Raw genomic sequence first — 15,464 nt, 5'->3', positions numbered from 1 at the left:
GCTTGCCAATAGCCGCGCTATTGGCTGCGCACCGCGCCTAGCATCCCATCCCGGCAAGGCACATGCGCAGCGCCGAAAAGGCTGTAGCCAGGCTCTCGCCCCACCAGTTGACACATCAAGGCGCGCGCCAGCGCGAACGAAGCTCAGCCGGCCTCTCCAGGCACAGCCGCGGCGCCCACGGGCCGCAGCAGGTGGGCGTGCACCGCACCGGCCTTGAGGTGGCGGTAGACCACCAGGCCGCTGGCGGCCAGGCCTTCATCGGTCCAGGCGACCGGGGCCTCCAGGTACACGTAGCCGCTGGCGGCCACGGCCTTGCCAGCCGCCTCCAGCGCCGATTCGAACAGCTTGCTGTCGAAAGGCGGGTCGATCAGCACCAAGTCCAGGCTGCCGGGGGCGGCCTGGCGCAGCGCGGCAATGCCGTCGCCGCGCTGCACGCGCACGGCCCTGGCCTCCAGGCGCTGCTGCAGGGTGTGCAGTTGCGCCACCAGCGCGGCATCGCTCTCCACCAGTTGCACGGCCGCCGCGCCGCGCGAGGCGGCCTCCAGGCCCAGGGCGCCGGTGCCGGCAAAGGCATCCAGGCAGCGCCAGCCCGTCAGGTCCTGGCCCAGCCAGTTGAACAGGGTCTCGCGCACCCGGTCGGGCGTGGGCCGCAGGCCCGGGCGCTGGGCCACTGGCAGGCGGGTGCGCTTCCATTGCCCGCCAATGATGCGGATTTCGCCCGCACCCTTGGGCGCAGCCGCAGCGGCTGCCTTGTCCTTGGTGGCAGCGCCTTGCTTGGCGTTCTTGGCCGTGGGCGCGACAGCGGCTGCGGCCTGGGCCTTGCGGATCTCTGCGGTGATGGCGCCTGTGCGCAGTATGGAGCGGCTCATGGCTTGCCTCCGACCACCACGGTCACCATGCGCTCGGGCTGCAGCTTGCGCTGCATGGCGGCGCGGATGTCGGCCACGGTGAGGGCGTCGACGCGCTCGGTCCAGCGGTCCAGGTAGTCGAGCGGCAGGTCGTTCCAGGCAATGTTGGCCACGTTGCCCAGCAGCTTCTTGTTGCTGTCGATGCGCAGCGCGAAGCCGCCGATCAGGTTGTCCTTGGCGGCGCGCAGCTCGGCTGCAGTGGGGCCTTCGGCCACGAAGCGGGCGAGCACGTCGCGCGAGACCTTCACGGCCTGCGCCGCCTGGTCGGGCCGCGTCTGCAGGCCGATGGTGAAGGCCCCGGAGTGCAGGCCGCCCGCGAAGTAGCTGTAGACGCTGTAGCTCAGGCCGCGCTTTTCACGCACCTCGTTGGTCAGGCGCGAGACGAAGCCGCCACCGCCCAGGATGTGGTTGCCCACCAGCAGCGCGATGAAATCGGGGTCGCGGCGCGGAAAACCCGGCTGGCCGATGAGCACGTGCGCCTGCGCCGAAGCGAAGGAAATATTCTTTTCCTCGGGTGCCGTCAGCGCTGCAATCTCGCCCACGGCAGGCAGGGGCGCACAGGCCGCCGATGCGGGCAGGCGCGCCAGCAGCGTGGCCACCAGGGTCTGCGCCTGGGCGCGCGTCACCGCGCCGACGATGCTCACCTTGGCACGGCAGGCCGCAATGGAGCTGGCGTGGAAGGCCTGCATGTCGGGCACGTTGATGCGCGACAGCGTCTCTTCCGTAGTGCGCACGCCATACGGGTGGCTGCCGTACACCGCCGCGCCGAAGGCATTCTCGGCCACGGTGGCCGGGCGGGTGTTCGACTCCTTGATGCTGGCGCTCCAGCGCGCGCGGTCGCGCGCCCAGATGTCGGCGGGCCAGCTGGGCTCGGCGATCTGGCGCGCGGCCAGGCGCGCGGCCTTGTCCAGGAGCGGCGCGTCGGTCAGCGAGCGCAGCGAGTAGTGCATGGCGTCGTTGTCGGCGCCGGCCCCGAAGCTGGCACCCAGGTCGGCCCAGGCCTCGCCCAGGGCGTTCTCGTCCAGGGCGGGCTCGGCGCCCTGCGCCTTCACGCCCTTGGAGGCCATGGACGCGGTGGCGCTGGCCAGGCCGGACTGGCCGGCCGGGTCGCGGCGGCTGCCGGCGTCGAAGTCGATCTGCACGTCCACCATGGGGATGACCGGGCTTTCGACCAGCCACACGCGGGCGCCATTGGGCTCGGTCCATTGCTGGATGGGCAGCAGCGCCCAGGCCGGGCTGGCGAGCAGTGCGCAGGTGCCGGCCAGCAGGGCGCCGGCCGTGAATTTCTTGAACTTGATCATGAGGGGGGACCCAGCTTTCTCAGTGAACGGCGGCGCCGGGGGCCATGGCCGGGCGGGGGCGGGCATCGGCGGCCAGCGGCTGGGGCAGCAGCGTGGCCACGGTCAGTTGGTCGTCGCCGAAGTACTTGGCGGCCACGGCCTGCACCTGGGCCGGCGTCACCGTGCGCAGCAGTTCGAGCAGGCGATCCTGCACGTCGAGCGGGTAGCCCTGTATCCAGTTGCCGCCCAGCTCCTGGGCCTGGCTGTGCACCGAATCGCGCTCGTACACGGTGGAGGCGATCCACTGCGTCTTCACGCGCGCCAGTTCCGCCTCGCTCACGCCTTCGCTGGCCAGGCGCGCCACTTCGGCGCGCAGGCCGTCCTCGACTTGGCGCGCGGTCTTGCCGTCGGCCGGTACCCCGGTCAGCATGAACAGCGAGGGGCCGCGCCCGGTGAGCATGGCAGAGCTGTCGGCGCTGTCCGCCACGCGCTTGTCGCCCTGGCTCAGAGCGCGTTCGAGCCGCGCCCCGTCGTAACCGCTGAGCACGGCCGACAGCACCATCAGCGACAGTGCGTCGCGGTCGGACTCCTGCAGGTTCTCCACCCGAGAGAGGCCCGGCACGCGAAACGCCAGGGCCACGTAGGCCTGCTCGGCGGGGGCCTTCACCTCCAGCCGGCGCATGCCCTTTTGCTCGGGCTCGGTGCGCGGCTTGCGCTCGGGCAGCGCGTGCGTGGGCAGCTTGCCGTAGTATTTTTCGGCCAGGGCGCGGACCTTGGCAGGGTCGACATCGCCTGCGACCACCACCACCGCATTCGTGGGCGTGTACCACTGGCGGTGGAAGGCGCGCACGTCGCCGGGCGTCATGGAGTCAAGGTCGCTCATCCAGCCGATGATGGGCCGGCGGTAGGGCGAGGCGTTGAAGGTGGCGGCGAACAGCTGCTCGGCCAGCACGGCATGGGGCTGGTCCTCGGTGCGCATGCGGCGCTCCTCCTTGATGACCTCGATTTCCTTCTTGAACTCGGCATCGGGCCACTGGTTGTTGGCAAAGCGGTCGGATTCGAGGCGCATCACATCCTCCAGCCGGTTGGCCGGGATCTGCTGGTAGTAGCCCGTGTAGTCGCGGCTGGTAAAGGCGTTCTCGCGCCCGCCCAGAGCTGCCACGCGGCGCGAAAAGTCACCGGGCGGCACCTTCTTCGACCCCTTGAACATCATGTGCTCCAGGGCATGCGCCACGCCCGAGGTGCCGTCGACCTCGTCGATGGAGCCCACCCGCACCCAGACCATGTGCACCGCCGTGGGTGCGCGGTGGTCGGGCTGCACGATGAGTTGCATGCCGTTGGCGAGCGTGAACTGCTGCGCGCCGGAGGCCGTGGCGCGCGGCCCGGCACCTCCCGGCCCCGGCGGCGCCACAACGGCCCCGCCCGCTGCAGACGATGGATGGGAACCCGGAGAAACCACGTTGGTGGTGGCTCCGGCGCCGAGGCAGGCCAGCAGGCCCAGTAGGGTGAAAGCGCGTTTCATAGAATGGCTGATTCTAAGAACCCGCCAATGTTCAGTTTTTTCAAGAAAAAGCCCCCCACCTCGCCCGCCCCTGCCGATGAGCCTTCATCTGCGGCCGCGCCCGGAGTCTTTGCACCCGTGGCCCAGCCCGAGCCTCCTGCGCCGCAACCGGCCTCGGCCCCAGCGCCCCCACCGGCCATCCCCGGCCTGGGCTGGCTGCGCAATCCCTTTGGCGGGAAGGCGGAGCCCGCGCCAGTGCAGCCGATCGCCCCGGCACCTGCCGTACCCGTCTCCGCCCCGGCCCCTGCCCCATTGGCAGCGCCAGTGCCTGCGGCACCCGCACCCTGGGCACCGCCTGTCACCATTGCACCGGCACCCGCCACGGCCGTGCCGCCGTCCACGCCAGCCCCCACGCCGGCAGCACCTGCCGCCTGGGGGCCCTCCCCCGCGCCGCCCCCGGTTGCGGCACCTGTGGCGGCCCCTGCCCCGTTAGTGCCCCCCCCGGTGCCGATTCCCGCACTGCCGCCCGTCGTGGCCCCGGTGCCTGTGGCCCCCGTGGTGGCCGAGCGCAAGGGCTGGCTGGACCGGCTCAAGCTCGGCCTGCGCAAGACCGGCAGCAGCATCGCCACGGTGTTCACCGGCACGCAGATCGACGATGCGCTCTACGAGGAGCTCGAGGAGGCCCTGCTCATGGCCGACACCGGCGTCAAGGCCACAGAGCACCTGCTGGCCGACCTCAAGCGCCGCGTCAAGGACAGCAAGACCACCGACCCGGCCCAGGTCAAGGGCCTGCTGGCCGACGCCCTGGCCGACCTGCTGCGCCCGCTGGAGAAAGCGCTGGTCATTGGCCAGCACACACCCACCGTGATCATGGTGGCGGGAGTCAATGGCGCGGGCAAGACCACGTCCATCGGCAAACTGACCAGGCACCTGTCTGGCGAAGGCGCGGCGGTGCTGCTGGCGGCGGCCGACACCTTCCGCGCAGCGGCGCGCGAGCAGCTCGGCGTCTGGGCCGACCGCAACACCGTGGAGATCGTCAGCCAGGAGGGGGGCGATCCCGCCGCCGTGAGCTTTGACGCCGTCACGGCGGGCAAGGCCCGCGGCAAGGACGTGGTGCTGGTCGATACCGCCGGCCGTCTGCCCACGCAGCTGCACCTGATGGAAGAGCTCAAGAAGATCCGCCGCGTGGTGACCAAGGCCGACGCAACCGCACCGCACGAGGTGCTGCTGGTGATCGACGGCAACACCGGCCAGAACGCCCTGGCCCAGGTGCGCGCCTTCGACGATGCGCTGCAGCTCACCGGCCTCATCGTCACCAAGCTCGACGGCACCGCCAAGGGCGGCGTGCTGGCCGCCATCGCGCAGGAGCGCCCGATCCCGGTGTACTTCATCGGCGTCGGCGAGAAGCTCGAAGACCTCGAAACCTTCAACGCGCGCGAGTTCGCCCAGGCGCTGCTGACCTGAGAGACTGAGAATATTTCGTCCATGCCCGCCTGGCACGCCAAAACGCCCCGGCTCGTCGTTGCAAATGCTCGCCATAGCCCGGGCTATGGCTGTGCTTTGCGCCTAGATCCAGAGCGTTGTGACGCGCCTTTCGGACACGGTCAAAAAATTCTCAGCCTCTGACCGCCGCGGCATTCGCGGCCGCATGGCGGAAAACCCCGCCCAAATTTGCATTTACCGCTGGCAGCAATTGCCAGATGATGGAACGTCGCCCACAGGCTGCGGGGAGGTTCCTTGTTCGTCGAACTGGTCAAAGGCGCAGCCCTGCTGCTGGCGCTGTGCTTTCTGCACGGGGCCAACCTGCGGCTGTGGCGCAGGCAGCCACGGGTGGGCAAGGCTTTCTCGGGCTTGCTATTCGGCGGCATCTGCATCGTGGGCATGCTCTCGCCCCTGACCATTGCCCCGGGCGTCATCATCGACGCGCGCTCGGTGGTGCTGTGCATGGCGGGCCTGTTCGGCGGCACCACGGTGGCGCTGGTGGCCGGGGCCATGGCGGCCGGCTGGCGGCTGTGGCTCGGTGGTGCGGGGGTCTTCATCGGGGTGCTGAGCATCGTCACCTGTGTGGCCGCCGGCCTGGCCTACCGGTATGCGCGCCAGCGCTGGCACCTGGGCGTGGGCATCTGGCCTCTGCTGGTCTTCGGCGTGCTGCTGCACCTGGCTGTGGTGGGGCTGTTCCAGGGGCTGCCGGCCGAGGTGGCAGCACGCATCAACGACACCGTCGCCGTTCCCTATCTGATGATCTTCCCGGTGGCCACCGCCCTCCTGGGCCTGCTGCTGCGCGACGTGGAGCAGCGCCAGGCCACCGACTTCGCGCTGGCCGGCAGTGCTGCCCGCCTGCGGGCCATGACGCTGGCGATTCCCGATGCACTGGTGGTGCTCGACAGCAACGGCCGCTGCATGGAGCTGTTCTCGCGCAACGACGGCGTGCATGCCGCCGGTGCCCCCCAGCGTGTCGGGCAGCGCATGCACGATGTACTGCCCTCGAGTGAGGCGCAGCGGCTGGTGCAACTGCTGCAGGACACGCTGGCTGCGGGCGTGCCCCGCAAGCTCGAGTACACGGTGTGCACCGCATCGGGAATTCGATACTTTGAAGGGCGGGCGCAGCCCCTGGGCACCAAGGTGGATGGGCAGGCAGCCGCCCTCTTTCTGGCGCGCGACATCACCGAGCGCTGGCAGGCGCAGCAGGCACTGCACGAATCGGAGCTGCGCTTTCGCTCGCTGCTGCTGGGCATCCCCTCCGTGTCGGTGCAGGGCTACCGGGCCGATGGCACCACCACCTACTGGAACAAGGCGTCGGAAGAACTGTACGGCTACACCGAACAGGAGGCCCTGGGCAGGAACCTGCTGGAGCTGATCATCCCCGAGCCCATGCACGATGCCGTGACGGCCCACGTCGCGCACATGTTCAGCTCGGGCGAGCCCATACCCGCGGGCGAGCTGCGCCTGCAGCGCAAGGATGGCTCACCGGTGGACGTTTTTTCAAGCCACGCCTATGTGCACGTGCCAGGCCAGGAGCCAGAGATGTTCTGCATCGACATCGATATCTCCCGGCGCAAGGCCGCAGAGGAGGAGGCGCGCCACCTGGCCCTGTACGACACCCTCACCCAGTTGCCCAACCGTCGCCTGCTGACCGACCGCCTGGAGCAGGTGATGGCCGCCAGCAGCCGCAGCGGCCAGATCGCCGCCACCCTGTTCGTGGACCTGGACCACTTCAAGGCCCTGAACGACAGCCGGGGCCACGCCATGGGCGACCTGCTGCTGCGCGAGGTGGCCACCCGCCTGCGCACCTGCGTGCGCGAGCAGGACACCGTGGCCCGCCTGGGCGGGGACGAGTTCGTCGTGCTGCTGCAAAGCCTGGGCAAGGAAGCACCCGAGGCCACGGCCAAGGCACGGGCGGTGGGTGAAAACATGCTGGCAGCGCTGCGCGAACCGTACGCGCTTGCAGGCGAGCCCTACCACTGCGAAGCCAGCATCGGGGTGAGCCTGGTGTCCGGCCACACCCAGACGGTGGACGAGGTGCTGCGTCAGGCCGACAACGCGATGTACCAGGCCAAGACCATGGGCCGCAACCGGCTCTACGTCTACCTCGCCGAGCCAGGGCCTTAGTCCACTGAAACCGATTTCTCGGTTTCAGTGGACTATCCGATCCGATGCACCTCGCCGTTGTGCGGCATGGCGCTTTCATGGAACAGGTCGGCCAGGTACTGGGCCAGCTCATCCGCCTCGATGAAGTCGGGCACCACCCAGCCCGCCGGTGCGCGCTTGCCGTCCATGCCGATCAGGAACGACTGCCACTGCGCGCCGTGGCGCTGCACCTCGACGATGCGGCCGAAGACGTTGAAGCGGGGGTGGTGGGACATCGGCTCCTCCAGAAAATGATCGCCCAGGCGGGCGCTGCAATGCGTGTTGTAGCAGGTCTTTGGCACGCCCTGCTGCACCGGACAGCCGTTACTTGCCCAGCAGCGCCTCCAGGTCGATGGCCTGGGCCATGGCCCGGTAGCCCGCATCGCCCGGGTGCAGGTGGTCCCCGGAATCCATGGCCGCGCGCAGGTGCGTGGGGCGGGCCGGGTCGCGCAGCAGCGCGTCGAAGTCGACCACCGCATCGAAGGCGCCGCCCTCGCGGATCCAGCGGTTCACAGCCTGGCGCACGGCGTCTTTTTCGGGCGAGTAGTGGCCCGCCAGCGGCGTTCCGGCCAGCGCGTCGCCAAACGGCGGGATGGTGCCGGCCACGACGCGCACGTTGTGTGCGCGGGCCATGGCGATGAGCTGGCGATAGCCCTGCACCAGGTCCTCGGCGCGCAGCGCAGGCTCCCCAGGTGCGAAGGGGCCGCCGGGCCAGCCGATGTCGTTGGTGCCCAGCAGCACGATGAGGGCACGCACGCCAGGCTGGGCGAACACGTCCTGCGCGGCCCGCGTGAGGCCCGCGCGGCCCATGCCGTCGCGCAGCAGCCGGCCACCGGAGATGCCGGCGTTGATCACGGCCACGCCCTGCCCCGCCAGGCGCTCGGCCAGCACATCGGGCCAGCGCGCGTGGGCGCCGGGCGTGGCGCCGTTGCCATCTGTGAGGGAGTCGCCCAGTGTGACCACGGCGGCCGGCGGCGCGGCGGTCTGCAACAGCAGGCCGCTCACGTAGGCGCGGGTGCTCCATTCGGTGACCGATGCGGGCAACTGCAGGGCGGCGGTGTGGTCGCCATCGGCCACATAGGCCGTCTGCCGCGCATCGAAGTGAAAGCCCGCAGGCTGGCTGGGCCGGGGCAGGTACAGGGACACGGCGACCTCGGCCAGCGCCGGCAGGGGCAGGTCCACCGGGTCGCTGACCCAGCGCGCACCGGGCGGCACCACGGTGGCGGCCTGGCCGCCGAAGAGCAACGGGCGGTCCGTGCCCGGCACGGTGGCCGAGCCCTGTGCATGCCGCGCCACGCGTGCCGCGCCGATGTACAGCGGCACGGCGCTGCCCTCGTTGCTGAGCACCACGCGCAGCTGCGTGCCGCCCACGCTCAGGCGCGCCACCTGGCGGATGGTCTGCTGCTGGTACTGCCAGGGCAGGCCCAGCGGCAGGATGAAGTCGCCGCCCCACAGGGGCTGGGTGGCGGCCATCCAGCTCAGGCTCCAGTGCTCGGCAGCAGCTGCGGGCAGTGCGGTTGTCGTAGCCATGGCCAGGGCCAGGGCGGTGCGGCGCATGCGCGCAGTGAGATTGCAGGGCTTGTTCATGTCGTAAATCTTCGTGGGGCTGAAAGAAGGGTTCACTTTCTTGCATTCCACAAAAAATGAACAGACGGCAAAATGGCATTTTCTCCATTCAATTTCGGAATACCCATGGACACCTTGCGCGCCCTGGCGGCCTTCGTTCACAGCGTGGAGCTGGGCAGCCTGTCGGGCGCGGCACGGGCCATGGACACCACCCAGCCCACCGTGAGCAAGCTGGTGGCGGGGCTGGAACAGTCGCTGGGCGTGCGCCTGCTGCGCCGGGCCCCGGCGGGGCTCAGCCTCACGGAAGAAGGCCAGCGTTTTCACGAGCACGCGCGGCGCATGCTCGAAGGTTATGACGAGGCGGTGGCCGATGTGCGCCAGCGCACCACGCACCCCCGCGGCTTGCTGCGCGTGAGCGCGCCGGTGGCACTGGGCCAGTGCCGGCTCAACGCCATGGCCGGCGAGTTCCTGGCCACCTACCCCGACATCGCGCTGGAGCTGGTGCTGGACGACCGCTTCATCCACCCGCTGGAGGAGCGCATCGACGTCTCGCTGCGCCTGGGCGGCCCCCTGCCGCCGGACCTGACCGCCCGCCACCTGGGCACTTGGCCGCGCGTGCTGGTGGCCTCGCCCGCCTACCTGGCCGCACGCGGCAGGCTGCGCCAGCCGCAGGACCTGCTGGCGCACGACTACCTGCGCTATGCGGCGGGTGATGATGGAGTGGTGCTGCAAGGCCCTGACGGCCCCGTGAACGTGCCGGTGCACAGCCGCTACCGCGTGAACAACGCCGTGGCCCTGCTCGATAGCGTGCTGGCCGGTGCCGGCATCTCGCTGCAGCCCACCTGGATGGTGGCCGAGTTGCTGGCCGAAGGCCGACTGGTGCGTGTGCTGCCCAAGTACACGGGCCCGGCGCAGCAGGCGCACCTGCTCTACGCCGCGCGCCCTTACCAGCCCCAGCGTGTGCGCGTGCTTGTGGACTTCTTGAGCGAGCGCGTGGGCCGGTTGCCGGGCAAGGCCAAGGCAGCGCCCTAGCGAAGTCCCAACCGGGCCAGCTTCTTGATCAGGCCGACGCGCGAGATGCCCAGGCGCCGCGCGGCTTCGGACTGGTTGCCGCCGGCCGACTGCATGGCATCGCGCACCAGCCGCCGCTCCAACTCGGCCAGTGCTGCGTCGAGCGGGCCCAGCCCTTCCAGCGGGGCTGTGGATTCGGTGGCGCCATGCTCCTCATCCGCCTCGCCTGCGGCCAGCCGCAGCAGCGGCGCGTCGACCTCGCTCTGGTCCTTGAGCAACAGGGCACCCGCGGCCTCGACCAGGGCCTTGAGCTCGCGCACATTGCCCGGCCAATCGCGCGCGGCCAGCCAGGCCAGGGCATTGCCCGACAGGCCGGCACGCGGCGCCACGCGGTGCAGGAAGCGCGTAGCCAGCAGCGGCACATCGGCCGGCCGCTCGCTGAGCGCGGGCGTGCGCAGCACCACGCCCTTGAGGCGGTAGTACAGATCCTCGCGAAAGCTGCCGTCGCGCACCATGGCCTCCAGGTCGCGGTGGGTGGCGGCCACCACGCGCACCTCGGCCTTCTTCTGGCTGCGCCCGCCCACGGGCACGAAGGTGCCCTCCTGCAGAAAGCGCAGCAGCTTGACCTGCATGGGCGGCGGCATTTCGCCCACCTCGTCGAGAAACAGGGTGCCGCCATGGGCCAACTCGACCAGGCCCGGCTGGTCGCGGTAGGCCCCGGTGAAGCTGCCCTTGAGGTGGCCGAAGAGCTCGCTCTCCAGCAGCTCGGCCGACAGCGCGCCGCAGTGGATGGCGACGAAGGCGCTGGCCGACTGCGGGCTGCAGGCGTGCAGGGCGCGCGCCACCAGCTCCTTGCCGCTGCCGGTGGGGCCCAGCACCAGCACGCTGACCCGCGTGGGCCCCACGCGCCGCACCATGGCGCGCAGCTGCACCGTGGCATGGGCCTGGCCGGCCAGGCCCATGTCGTCGCCGGCCTGCACCGCGCGCAGGGCGCGCAGCTCGGCATCGAGCCTGGCCTTGCGCAGCGCCCGCCCGACGACGAAGCGCAGCATGTCCGGGTCGATGGGCTTGGTGAGGAAGTCCCAGGCCCCGAGCTCGGCGGCGCGCAGGGCCAGCTCGTGGTCGCCATGGCCGGACCAGACGATCACCGGCACCCGCGCGAAGCGCGGCACCAGCGCCAGCCCGGCCTCGGGGTCCATCGACGGCGGCATGGCCAGGTCCAGCAGCACCAGGTCGGGTGCCGGCTGCACCGCGAAGGTGGCCAGCGCCTGCTCGGCATCACCCGCGACCACCACCTCGTGGCCCAGCTCGCGCAAAAAGTGGGCGCCCAGGCGCTGGAAGGCCGGCTCGTCGTCGACCAGCAGGATGCGGCCACGGTCCGCAGCGTCAGGAGGGGTTTGCATCTTTGAGGGGGAAGGTCAGGGTGAAGCAGGTGGTCCACGGCGGGCGCTGCGTGAGCGCCACCGAGCCCCCGTGAGCGGCCAGGGTGCGCGCCACGATGGCCAGGCCCAGGCCCGTGCCGCCAGGGCTGCGCGAGGCGAAGGGCTCGAACAGCCGATGGCGGATTTCCTCGGGCACGCCCTGGCCGTCGTCGCAGACGTGCAGCAGCACGGCATCGGCGCGCTGCTCGGCGTCGATGTGCACGGCGACCGGGGTGTCGGCACCGGATGCGGCGCGCGCGTTCTCCAGCAGGTTGGTCAGCGCCTGCTCCACGCGCCGCGGGTCGCCGTCGATCATGAGGGGCGCCTGCAGCGCAGCGCCCAGCGTGCAGTGCGGCAATTTGCTGGCGGCGGCGCGCACCTGGGCGGCCAGGTCGTAGCGCTGGGGCACCAGCTTCCAGGGCTTGGCGTAGTCCAGCAGGTCGCTGCTCAGGTGGGCGATGCGACCCACCTGGCCCGCCACCTCGCGGCGCACCTCGGGCGAGGCCGTGGCCACCGCCATGGCGATGATGTTCAGCGGGTTGCGGATGTCGTGCGCCACCGTGGCGGCCAGGGAGCCCAACTCGGCCAGGCGCGCCTGCAGCTGGCGCTCGCGCTCGCGCGCGGCGATCTGCTCGCCCTGGGCCACACGCTCGGCGGCGTCGGCCACCACGGTGCCGAAGAGCTCGGCCACGCGCCGCGGCCCGGGGGGCGCGGCCTCCCAGCCGTGCAGCGTGATGGTCCAACCGTGGCTGGACGGCGCGCCCAGCAGGCAGGGCATGTCGCCAGGGGCCTGGGCACTGCCATCGCCCAGCAGCACCCGCACCTGGGTGCCCGTGCGGCGGCTGAGCAATGTGCTGGCCTCATTCTCCAGCGCCTGCATGCTGTCGGCCGATTGCAGCGCCTCGCGCCAGGACTGCAGGTCGGCCGCCGAGACCGCACCGCCCGGGTACACCAAGCGCTCGGCGAACTGGCGCACGGGCCCGTTGAGCGCGATGCAGCTGATGGCCACCACGAAGCCGCCGATCCAGCGCGATTCGATGGGCAGCAGCGGCGTCAGTGCTACCACCACGGCCCCCAGCGCCAGCAGCAGGGCCCAGGCCAGCGCGCGGCGCGCCCAGGCGTTGGACACAAACACGCCGTAGCGCAGGATGCCGTAGACCAGGATCACCGGGTACAGCGGCAGGCCCAGCAGCGGGAAGGGGTAGAGCGGCAGGTCCAGCACCACGATGCCGTAGCCCGACAGGCAGACCACGCCCCACAGGCAGGACGCGGTGACCGCCGCGATCTGGTTGAAGGCCGGCCGCCGGGCGCGCGCCAGCGCCGTGAGCAGCACCGCGATGCCGCCCAGGCCCAGCAGCACCCAGGCCATGCTGGCGACCATGCCCACGGTGTTGGCGATGGCGATGAGGCCCACGTGCTCGCGCCAGACCAGGGCGCCCGGTGTCAGCAGCTGCACGGCCAGGGTGGCCGAGCCCCCCAGCAGGTACGCCGCCACCACGCCCCAGCGCGGCAGCCGCACACCGCAGAACACCACGCAGAAGTGAAAGAAGAACGCCGACGTCAGCGGCGAGAAGCCGATCATCGCCATGGCGACATCCGCGCTGCCCGAGCCCAGCCAGTTGGGCAGCTCGTTGCCCGCCATCCACAGGGCAATGCCGCTCAGGAAGGCCGCCAGCAGCCGGGCACCGGCCACCCGGTCGGCCCACCACAGCAGCATGCCGGCCAGAGCCAGGGTTTCGACGATGGAGAAGCCGAGGACGGCGCGGATAAGCATGGGACGAAAAGCGAAGCTGGCGTGGGTGGTGACCTGTTGCCAGCGTTGACAACACAGCCTGCGCGCACTGTAAACGAAGTATGCAGGCCATTGGTGAAAAGTCCAATGAATCAACGACTTGCAGTGGTGTGGAGGGTTGGCCCGGTTTTCGCAGAAGAGGGATCAAGCAGCCCCCTACAGGAAACCCGCCATGCCCTCCACCGCCCTGACCTCCTTCGCCCCCGCAGCCGACGCCGCCCGCCACCTCGACCTGGCCGACTACGTGGGCGCCGCGGGCTGGGCCCGCCTGCCGGCCGCCGTGCGCCGACGCTTCGGTGCAGGCCACCCGGACGTGGACTACGCCGGCCGCATGGACCTGCGCTGCTCCGCCACCGGCCGCATCTACGCCGGCCTGTCGCACGCCTTCGGCAGCCCGCTTACCAGCCTGCAGGCCCGGGGCCTGGCGGCCACCGTGAGGGTGCGCGGCAACGACCAGGGCGGCGTGGTGTGGGAGCGGGTGTTCGGCGAGGCCGCCAATGGCGCCACCGGGGCGGCCATCGTGCGCTCGACCAAGGAGCCCGGAGCAGAAGGTCAATTGACCGAGCGCACGGACGGCGGCCTGGCCATGGCGCTCGATGTCTTCGAGGAGGACGGCACACTGGTCTTCCAGAGCCGCCGCTTCTTCCTGGCGCTGGGCCCGCTGCGCATCCCCGTCCCGCAATGGCTGTCGCCCGGCCAGTGCCGCGTGACCCACACCGACCTGGGCGGTGGCGACTTCCGCTTCACGCTGTCGATGCGGCACCCGCTGTGGGGTGAGACCTTCCACCAGTCGGGAGTCTTTTCCGATCCCCTCCAAGTCGAATGACCACCATGCAAACCGTTTTCATCCTCCTGTCCCTGCAGTCGGTGCTGGGCGCCTTCGACAACCTCTGGCACCACGAATGGCAGGCCCGCCTGCCGCAGCGCGTGTCGGCGCGCCACGAGCTGGCGCTGCATGCGGCGCGCGAGGCGCTGTACGGCCTGGTTTTCCTGGGCCTGGCCTGGTTCGAATGGCGCGGCGCCATGGCCGGCGTGCTGGCGCTGGTCCTGGCGGCGGAAATAGGGGTCACGCTGGCCGACTTTCTGGAAGAAGACCGCACGCGCCGGCTGCCGCCGTTCGAACGCCTGCTGCACACGGTGCTGACCATCAGCTACGGGGGCTTCGTGGCGCTGATGGTGCCGGTGCTGCATGATTGGGCCTCCATGAACACCGCATTGCACTTTCGCCCGCATGGCTGGATCTCCTGGCTTTTCACGCTGTATGGCCTGGGCGTGCTTGCCTGGAGCGTGCGCAATGTGCGCGCCGTGCGTCGGCTGGGGCAGTCAGCCGCGCGGCAGGAGCCGTCGCCCGCCCCCATGGCGGACACATCGCCCCGGGGGCCGACGGTGCTGGTCACCGGCGCCACCGGCTTTGTGGGCAGTGCCCTGGTGCGGCAGTTGCAGGCCGATGGCCGGCGCGTCATCGCCCTGTCGCGCGACGCACGGCAGGCGCAGGCCCTGTTCGGCAAGGGCGTGTGGGTGGTGGAGAGCCTGGACCAGATTCCGTCCGAGACGCGCATCGACGCCGTGGTTCACCTGGCCGGGGCGCGGGTGGTAGGCCGGCCCTGGACGGCGGCACGGCGGCGTGAGTTGCTGGACAGCCGGGTGAAGGTGGCGCAGGCCCTGGTGCAGCTGATGCGGCGGCTGCAGCAGGTGCCCGAGGTGCTGGTCAGCGCATCGGCGGTGGGTTACTACGGTGCGGCCAACCTTGTGTCTGGCGAGGCACTCGCCGAGGATGGCCCGCCCCAGCCTGGCCAGTTCCAGTCCGACCTGTGCGTGGCCATCGAGCACGAGGCCCGGCGCGCGGAGGCGTTGGGCGTGCGCGTGGTCCGGCTGCGCCTGGGCGTGGTGCTCGGCCGGGGCGATGGGGCCTACCCCATGCTGGCCCTGGCGGCCCGGTTGGGCATGGGCTCCGTGCTCGGCTCCGGCCGGCAACCGGCCCCGTGGATCCACCTCGACGATGCACTGGGGCTGATCCGCTTCGGTTTGGAACACCAGGCGCTGGCGGGTGCGGTCAACGCCGTGGCGCCGGACACCCCATCGCAAGAGGGCTTCAGCCGCGCCCTCGCGCAGTCCTTCGGCCGCAGGGTTTTCCTGCGCATGCCCGGGGCGCCACTGCGCTGGCTCATGGGCGAAATGGCCACGCTGCTGCTGGACGGGCAGAACCTGGTGCCCAGAGCTGCGCTGGACGCCGGCTACCGGTTCCAGCACCCGACCCTGGCCGGGGCGCTGCGCAACCTGGCCGGGTGAGGGCACAGAGGCTGGGAATGTTTTGACCGTGCCCGGAAGGCGCGTCACAACGCCCCGGATCTAGGCGCG

The 15,464-nt window shown here is 70.7% G+C and carries 12 protein-coding genes; 5 read left to right on the top strand and 7 right to left on the bottom strand.

Annotated features, from left to right (window positions below):
• Nucleotides 1–143: 143 nt before the first annotated feature.
• Genes rsmD through ASE31_RS11965 form a run of 3 tightly spaced genes read right to left on the bottom strand, consistent with a single transcriptional unit; the run spans nt 144 to nt 3,710 of the window.
• Entirely contained in the window at nt 144–869 is a 726-nt protein-coding gene (rsmD, locus tag ASE31_RS11975) for a 16S rRNA (guanine(966)-N(2))-methyltransferase RsmD (protein WP_057201857.1), read from the bottom strand.
• Nucleotides 866–2,209, bottom strand: a complete 1,344-nt coding sequence (locus ASE31_RS11970) for a pitrilysin family protein (protein ID WP_057201856.1) — start codon at nt 2,207–2,209, stop codon at nt 866–868. The genes rsmD and ASE31_RS11970 overlap by 4 nt, the downstream gene beginning before the upstream one ends.
• Nucleotides 2,210–2,228: 19 nt before the next feature.
• Entirely contained in the window at nt 2,229–3,710 is a 1,482-nt protein-coding gene (locus tag ASE31_RS11965) for a pitrilysin family protein (protein ID WP_057201855.1), read from the bottom strand.
• Between the two features lie 27 nt (nt 3,711–3,737).
• Here ASE31_RS11965 and ftsY point away from each other — a divergent pair, with 27 nt between their 5' ends.
• Complete coding sequence (gene ftsY, locus ASE31_RS11960) at nt 3,738–5,153, top strand: signal recognition particle-docking protein FtsY (protein ID WP_157412454.1); 1,416 nt, start codon at nt 3,738–3,740, stop codon at nt 5,151–5,153.
• 273 nt (nt 5,154–5,426) lie between these two features.
• On the top strand, nt 5,427–7,298 hold the full coding sequence (locus tag ASE31_RS11955) for a diguanylate cyclase domain-containing protein (RefSeq protein ID WP_057201854.1): 1,872 nt from the start codon (nt 5,427–5,429) through the stop codon (nt 7,296–7,298).
• A gap of 32 nt (nt 7,299–7,330) precedes the next feature.
• Here the strand turns inward: ASE31_RS11955 and ASE31_RS11950 are convergent, their stop codons facing one another.
• Together ASE31_RS11950 and ASE31_RS11945 are read right to left on the bottom strand one after the other, a co-directional pair.
• Nucleotides 7,331–7,552: a hypothetical protein gene (locus ASE31_RS11950; RefSeq protein ID WP_057202496.1), complete on the bottom strand. Its 222-nt coding sequence runs from the start codon at nt 7,550–7,552 to the stop codon at nt 7,331–7,333.
• Nucleotides 7,553–7,640: 88 nt separating this feature from the next.
• Nucleotides 7,641–8,903: an SGNH/GDSL hydrolase family protein gene (locus ASE31_RS11945; RefSeq protein WP_057202494.1), complete on the bottom strand. Its 1,263-nt coding sequence runs from the start codon at nt 8,901–8,903 to the stop codon at nt 7,641–7,643.
• A 105-nt stretch (nt 8,904–9,008) separates the two neighbouring features.
• Here ASE31_RS11945 and ASE31_RS11940 point away from each other — a divergent pair, with 105 nt between their 5' ends.
• Nucleotides 9,009–9,914, top strand: coding sequence for a LysR family transcriptional regulator (locus tag ASE31_RS11940; RefSeq protein ID WP_057201853.1), 906 nt, complete (start codon nt 9,009–9,011; stop codon nt 9,912–9,914).
• Here ASE31_RS11940 and ASE31_RS11935 read toward each other — a convergent pair.
• Together ASE31_RS11935 and ASE31_RS11930 are read right to left on the bottom strand one after the other, a co-directional pair.
• Entirely contained in the window at nt 9,911–11,296 is a 1,386-nt protein-coding gene (locus ASE31_RS11935) for a sigma-54 dependent transcriptional regulator (RefSeq protein ID WP_057201852.1), read from the bottom strand. The genes ASE31_RS11940 and ASE31_RS11935 overlap by 4 nt on opposite strands.
• Nucleotides 11,280–13,088: a HAMP domain-containing sensor histidine kinase gene (locus ASE31_RS11930; RefSeq protein ID WP_057201851.1), complete on the bottom strand. Its 1,809-nt coding sequence runs from the start codon at nt 13,086–13,088 to the stop codon at nt 11,280–11,282. Before ASE31_RS11930 ends, ASE31_RS11935 begins: the two co-directional genes overlap by 17 nt.
• 190 nt (nt 13,089–13,278) lie before the next feature.
• Between ASE31_RS11930 and ASE31_RS11925 the strand changes: the two genes are divergently transcribed.
• The gene (locus ASE31_RS11925) at nt 13,279–13,932 is read left to right on the top strand and encodes a DUF4166 domain-containing protein (RefSeq protein WP_057201850.1); all 654 of its coding nucleotides are present in this window, start codon (nt 13,279–13,281) and stop codon (nt 13,930–13,932) included.
• A 5-nt stretch (nt 13,933–13,937) separates the two neighbouring features.
• Complete coding sequence (locus ASE31_RS11920) at nt 13,938–15,395, top strand: TIGR01777 family oxidoreductase (protein WP_057201849.1); 1,458 nt, start codon at nt 13,938–13,940, stop codon at nt 15,393–15,395.
• Nucleotides 15,396–15,464 lie beyond the last annotated feature (69 nt).

Source organism: Acidovorax sp. Root217 (assembly GCF_001428645.1).
In the GTDB taxonomy this organism is placed as follows: Bacteria; Pseudomonadota; Gammaproteobacteria; order Burkholderiales; family Burkholderiaceae_C; genus Acidovorax.
Note: the sequence above shows the minus strand (reverse complement) of the source record. Positions and strands in the feature narration are given on the sequence as shown.

What these genes read in the sequence shown, in the direction of transcription:
- ASE31_RS11930 (WP_057201851.1), bottom strand. Translation starts at nt 13,088, where the DNA reads ATGCTTATCCGCGCCGTCCTCGGCTTCTCCATCGTCGAAACCCTGGCT.
- rsmD (WP_057201857.1), bottom strand. Translation starts at nt 869, where the DNA reads ATGAGCCGCTCCATACTGCGCACAGGCGCCATCACCGCAGAGATCCGC.
- ASE31_RS11940 (WP_057201853.1), top strand. Translation starts at nt 9,009, where the DNA reads ATGGACACCTTGCGCGCCCTGGCGGCCTTCGTTCACAGCGTGGAGCTG.
- ASE31_RS11925 (WP_057201850.1), top strand. Translation starts at nt 13,279, where the DNA reads ATGCCCTCCACCGCCCTGACCTCCTTCGCCCCCGCAGCCGACGCCGCC.
- ASE31_RS11945 (WP_057202494.1), bottom strand. Translation starts at nt 8,903, where the DNA reads ATGAACAAGCCCTGCAATCTCACTGCGCGCATGCGCCGCACCGCCCTG.
- ASE31_RS11950 (WP_057202496.1), bottom strand. Translation starts at nt 7,552, where the DNA reads ATGTCCCACCACCCCCGCTTCAACGTCTTCGGCCGCATCGTCGAGGTG.
- ASE31_RS11965 (WP_057201855.1), bottom strand. Translation starts at nt 3,710, where the DNA reads ATGAAACGCGCTTTCACCCTACTGGGCCTGCTGGCCTGCCTCGGCGCC.
- ftsY (WP_157412454.1), top strand. Translation starts at nt 3,738, where the DNA reads ATGTTCAGTTTTTTCAAGAAAAAGCCCCCCACCTCGCCCGCCCCTGCC.
- ASE31_RS11935 (WP_057201852.1), bottom strand. Translation starts at nt 11,296, where the DNA reads ATGCAAACCCCTCCTGACGCTGCGGACCGTGGCCGCATCCTGCTGGTC.
- ASE31_RS11920 (WP_057201849.1), top strand. Translation starts at nt 13,938, where the DNA reads ATGCAAACCGTTTTCATCCTCCTGTCCCTGCAGTCGGTGCTGGGCGCC.
- ASE31_RS11970 (WP_057201856.1), bottom strand. Translation starts at nt 2,209, where the DNA reads ATGATCAAGTTCAAGAAATTCACGGCCGGCGCCCTGCTGGCCGGCACC.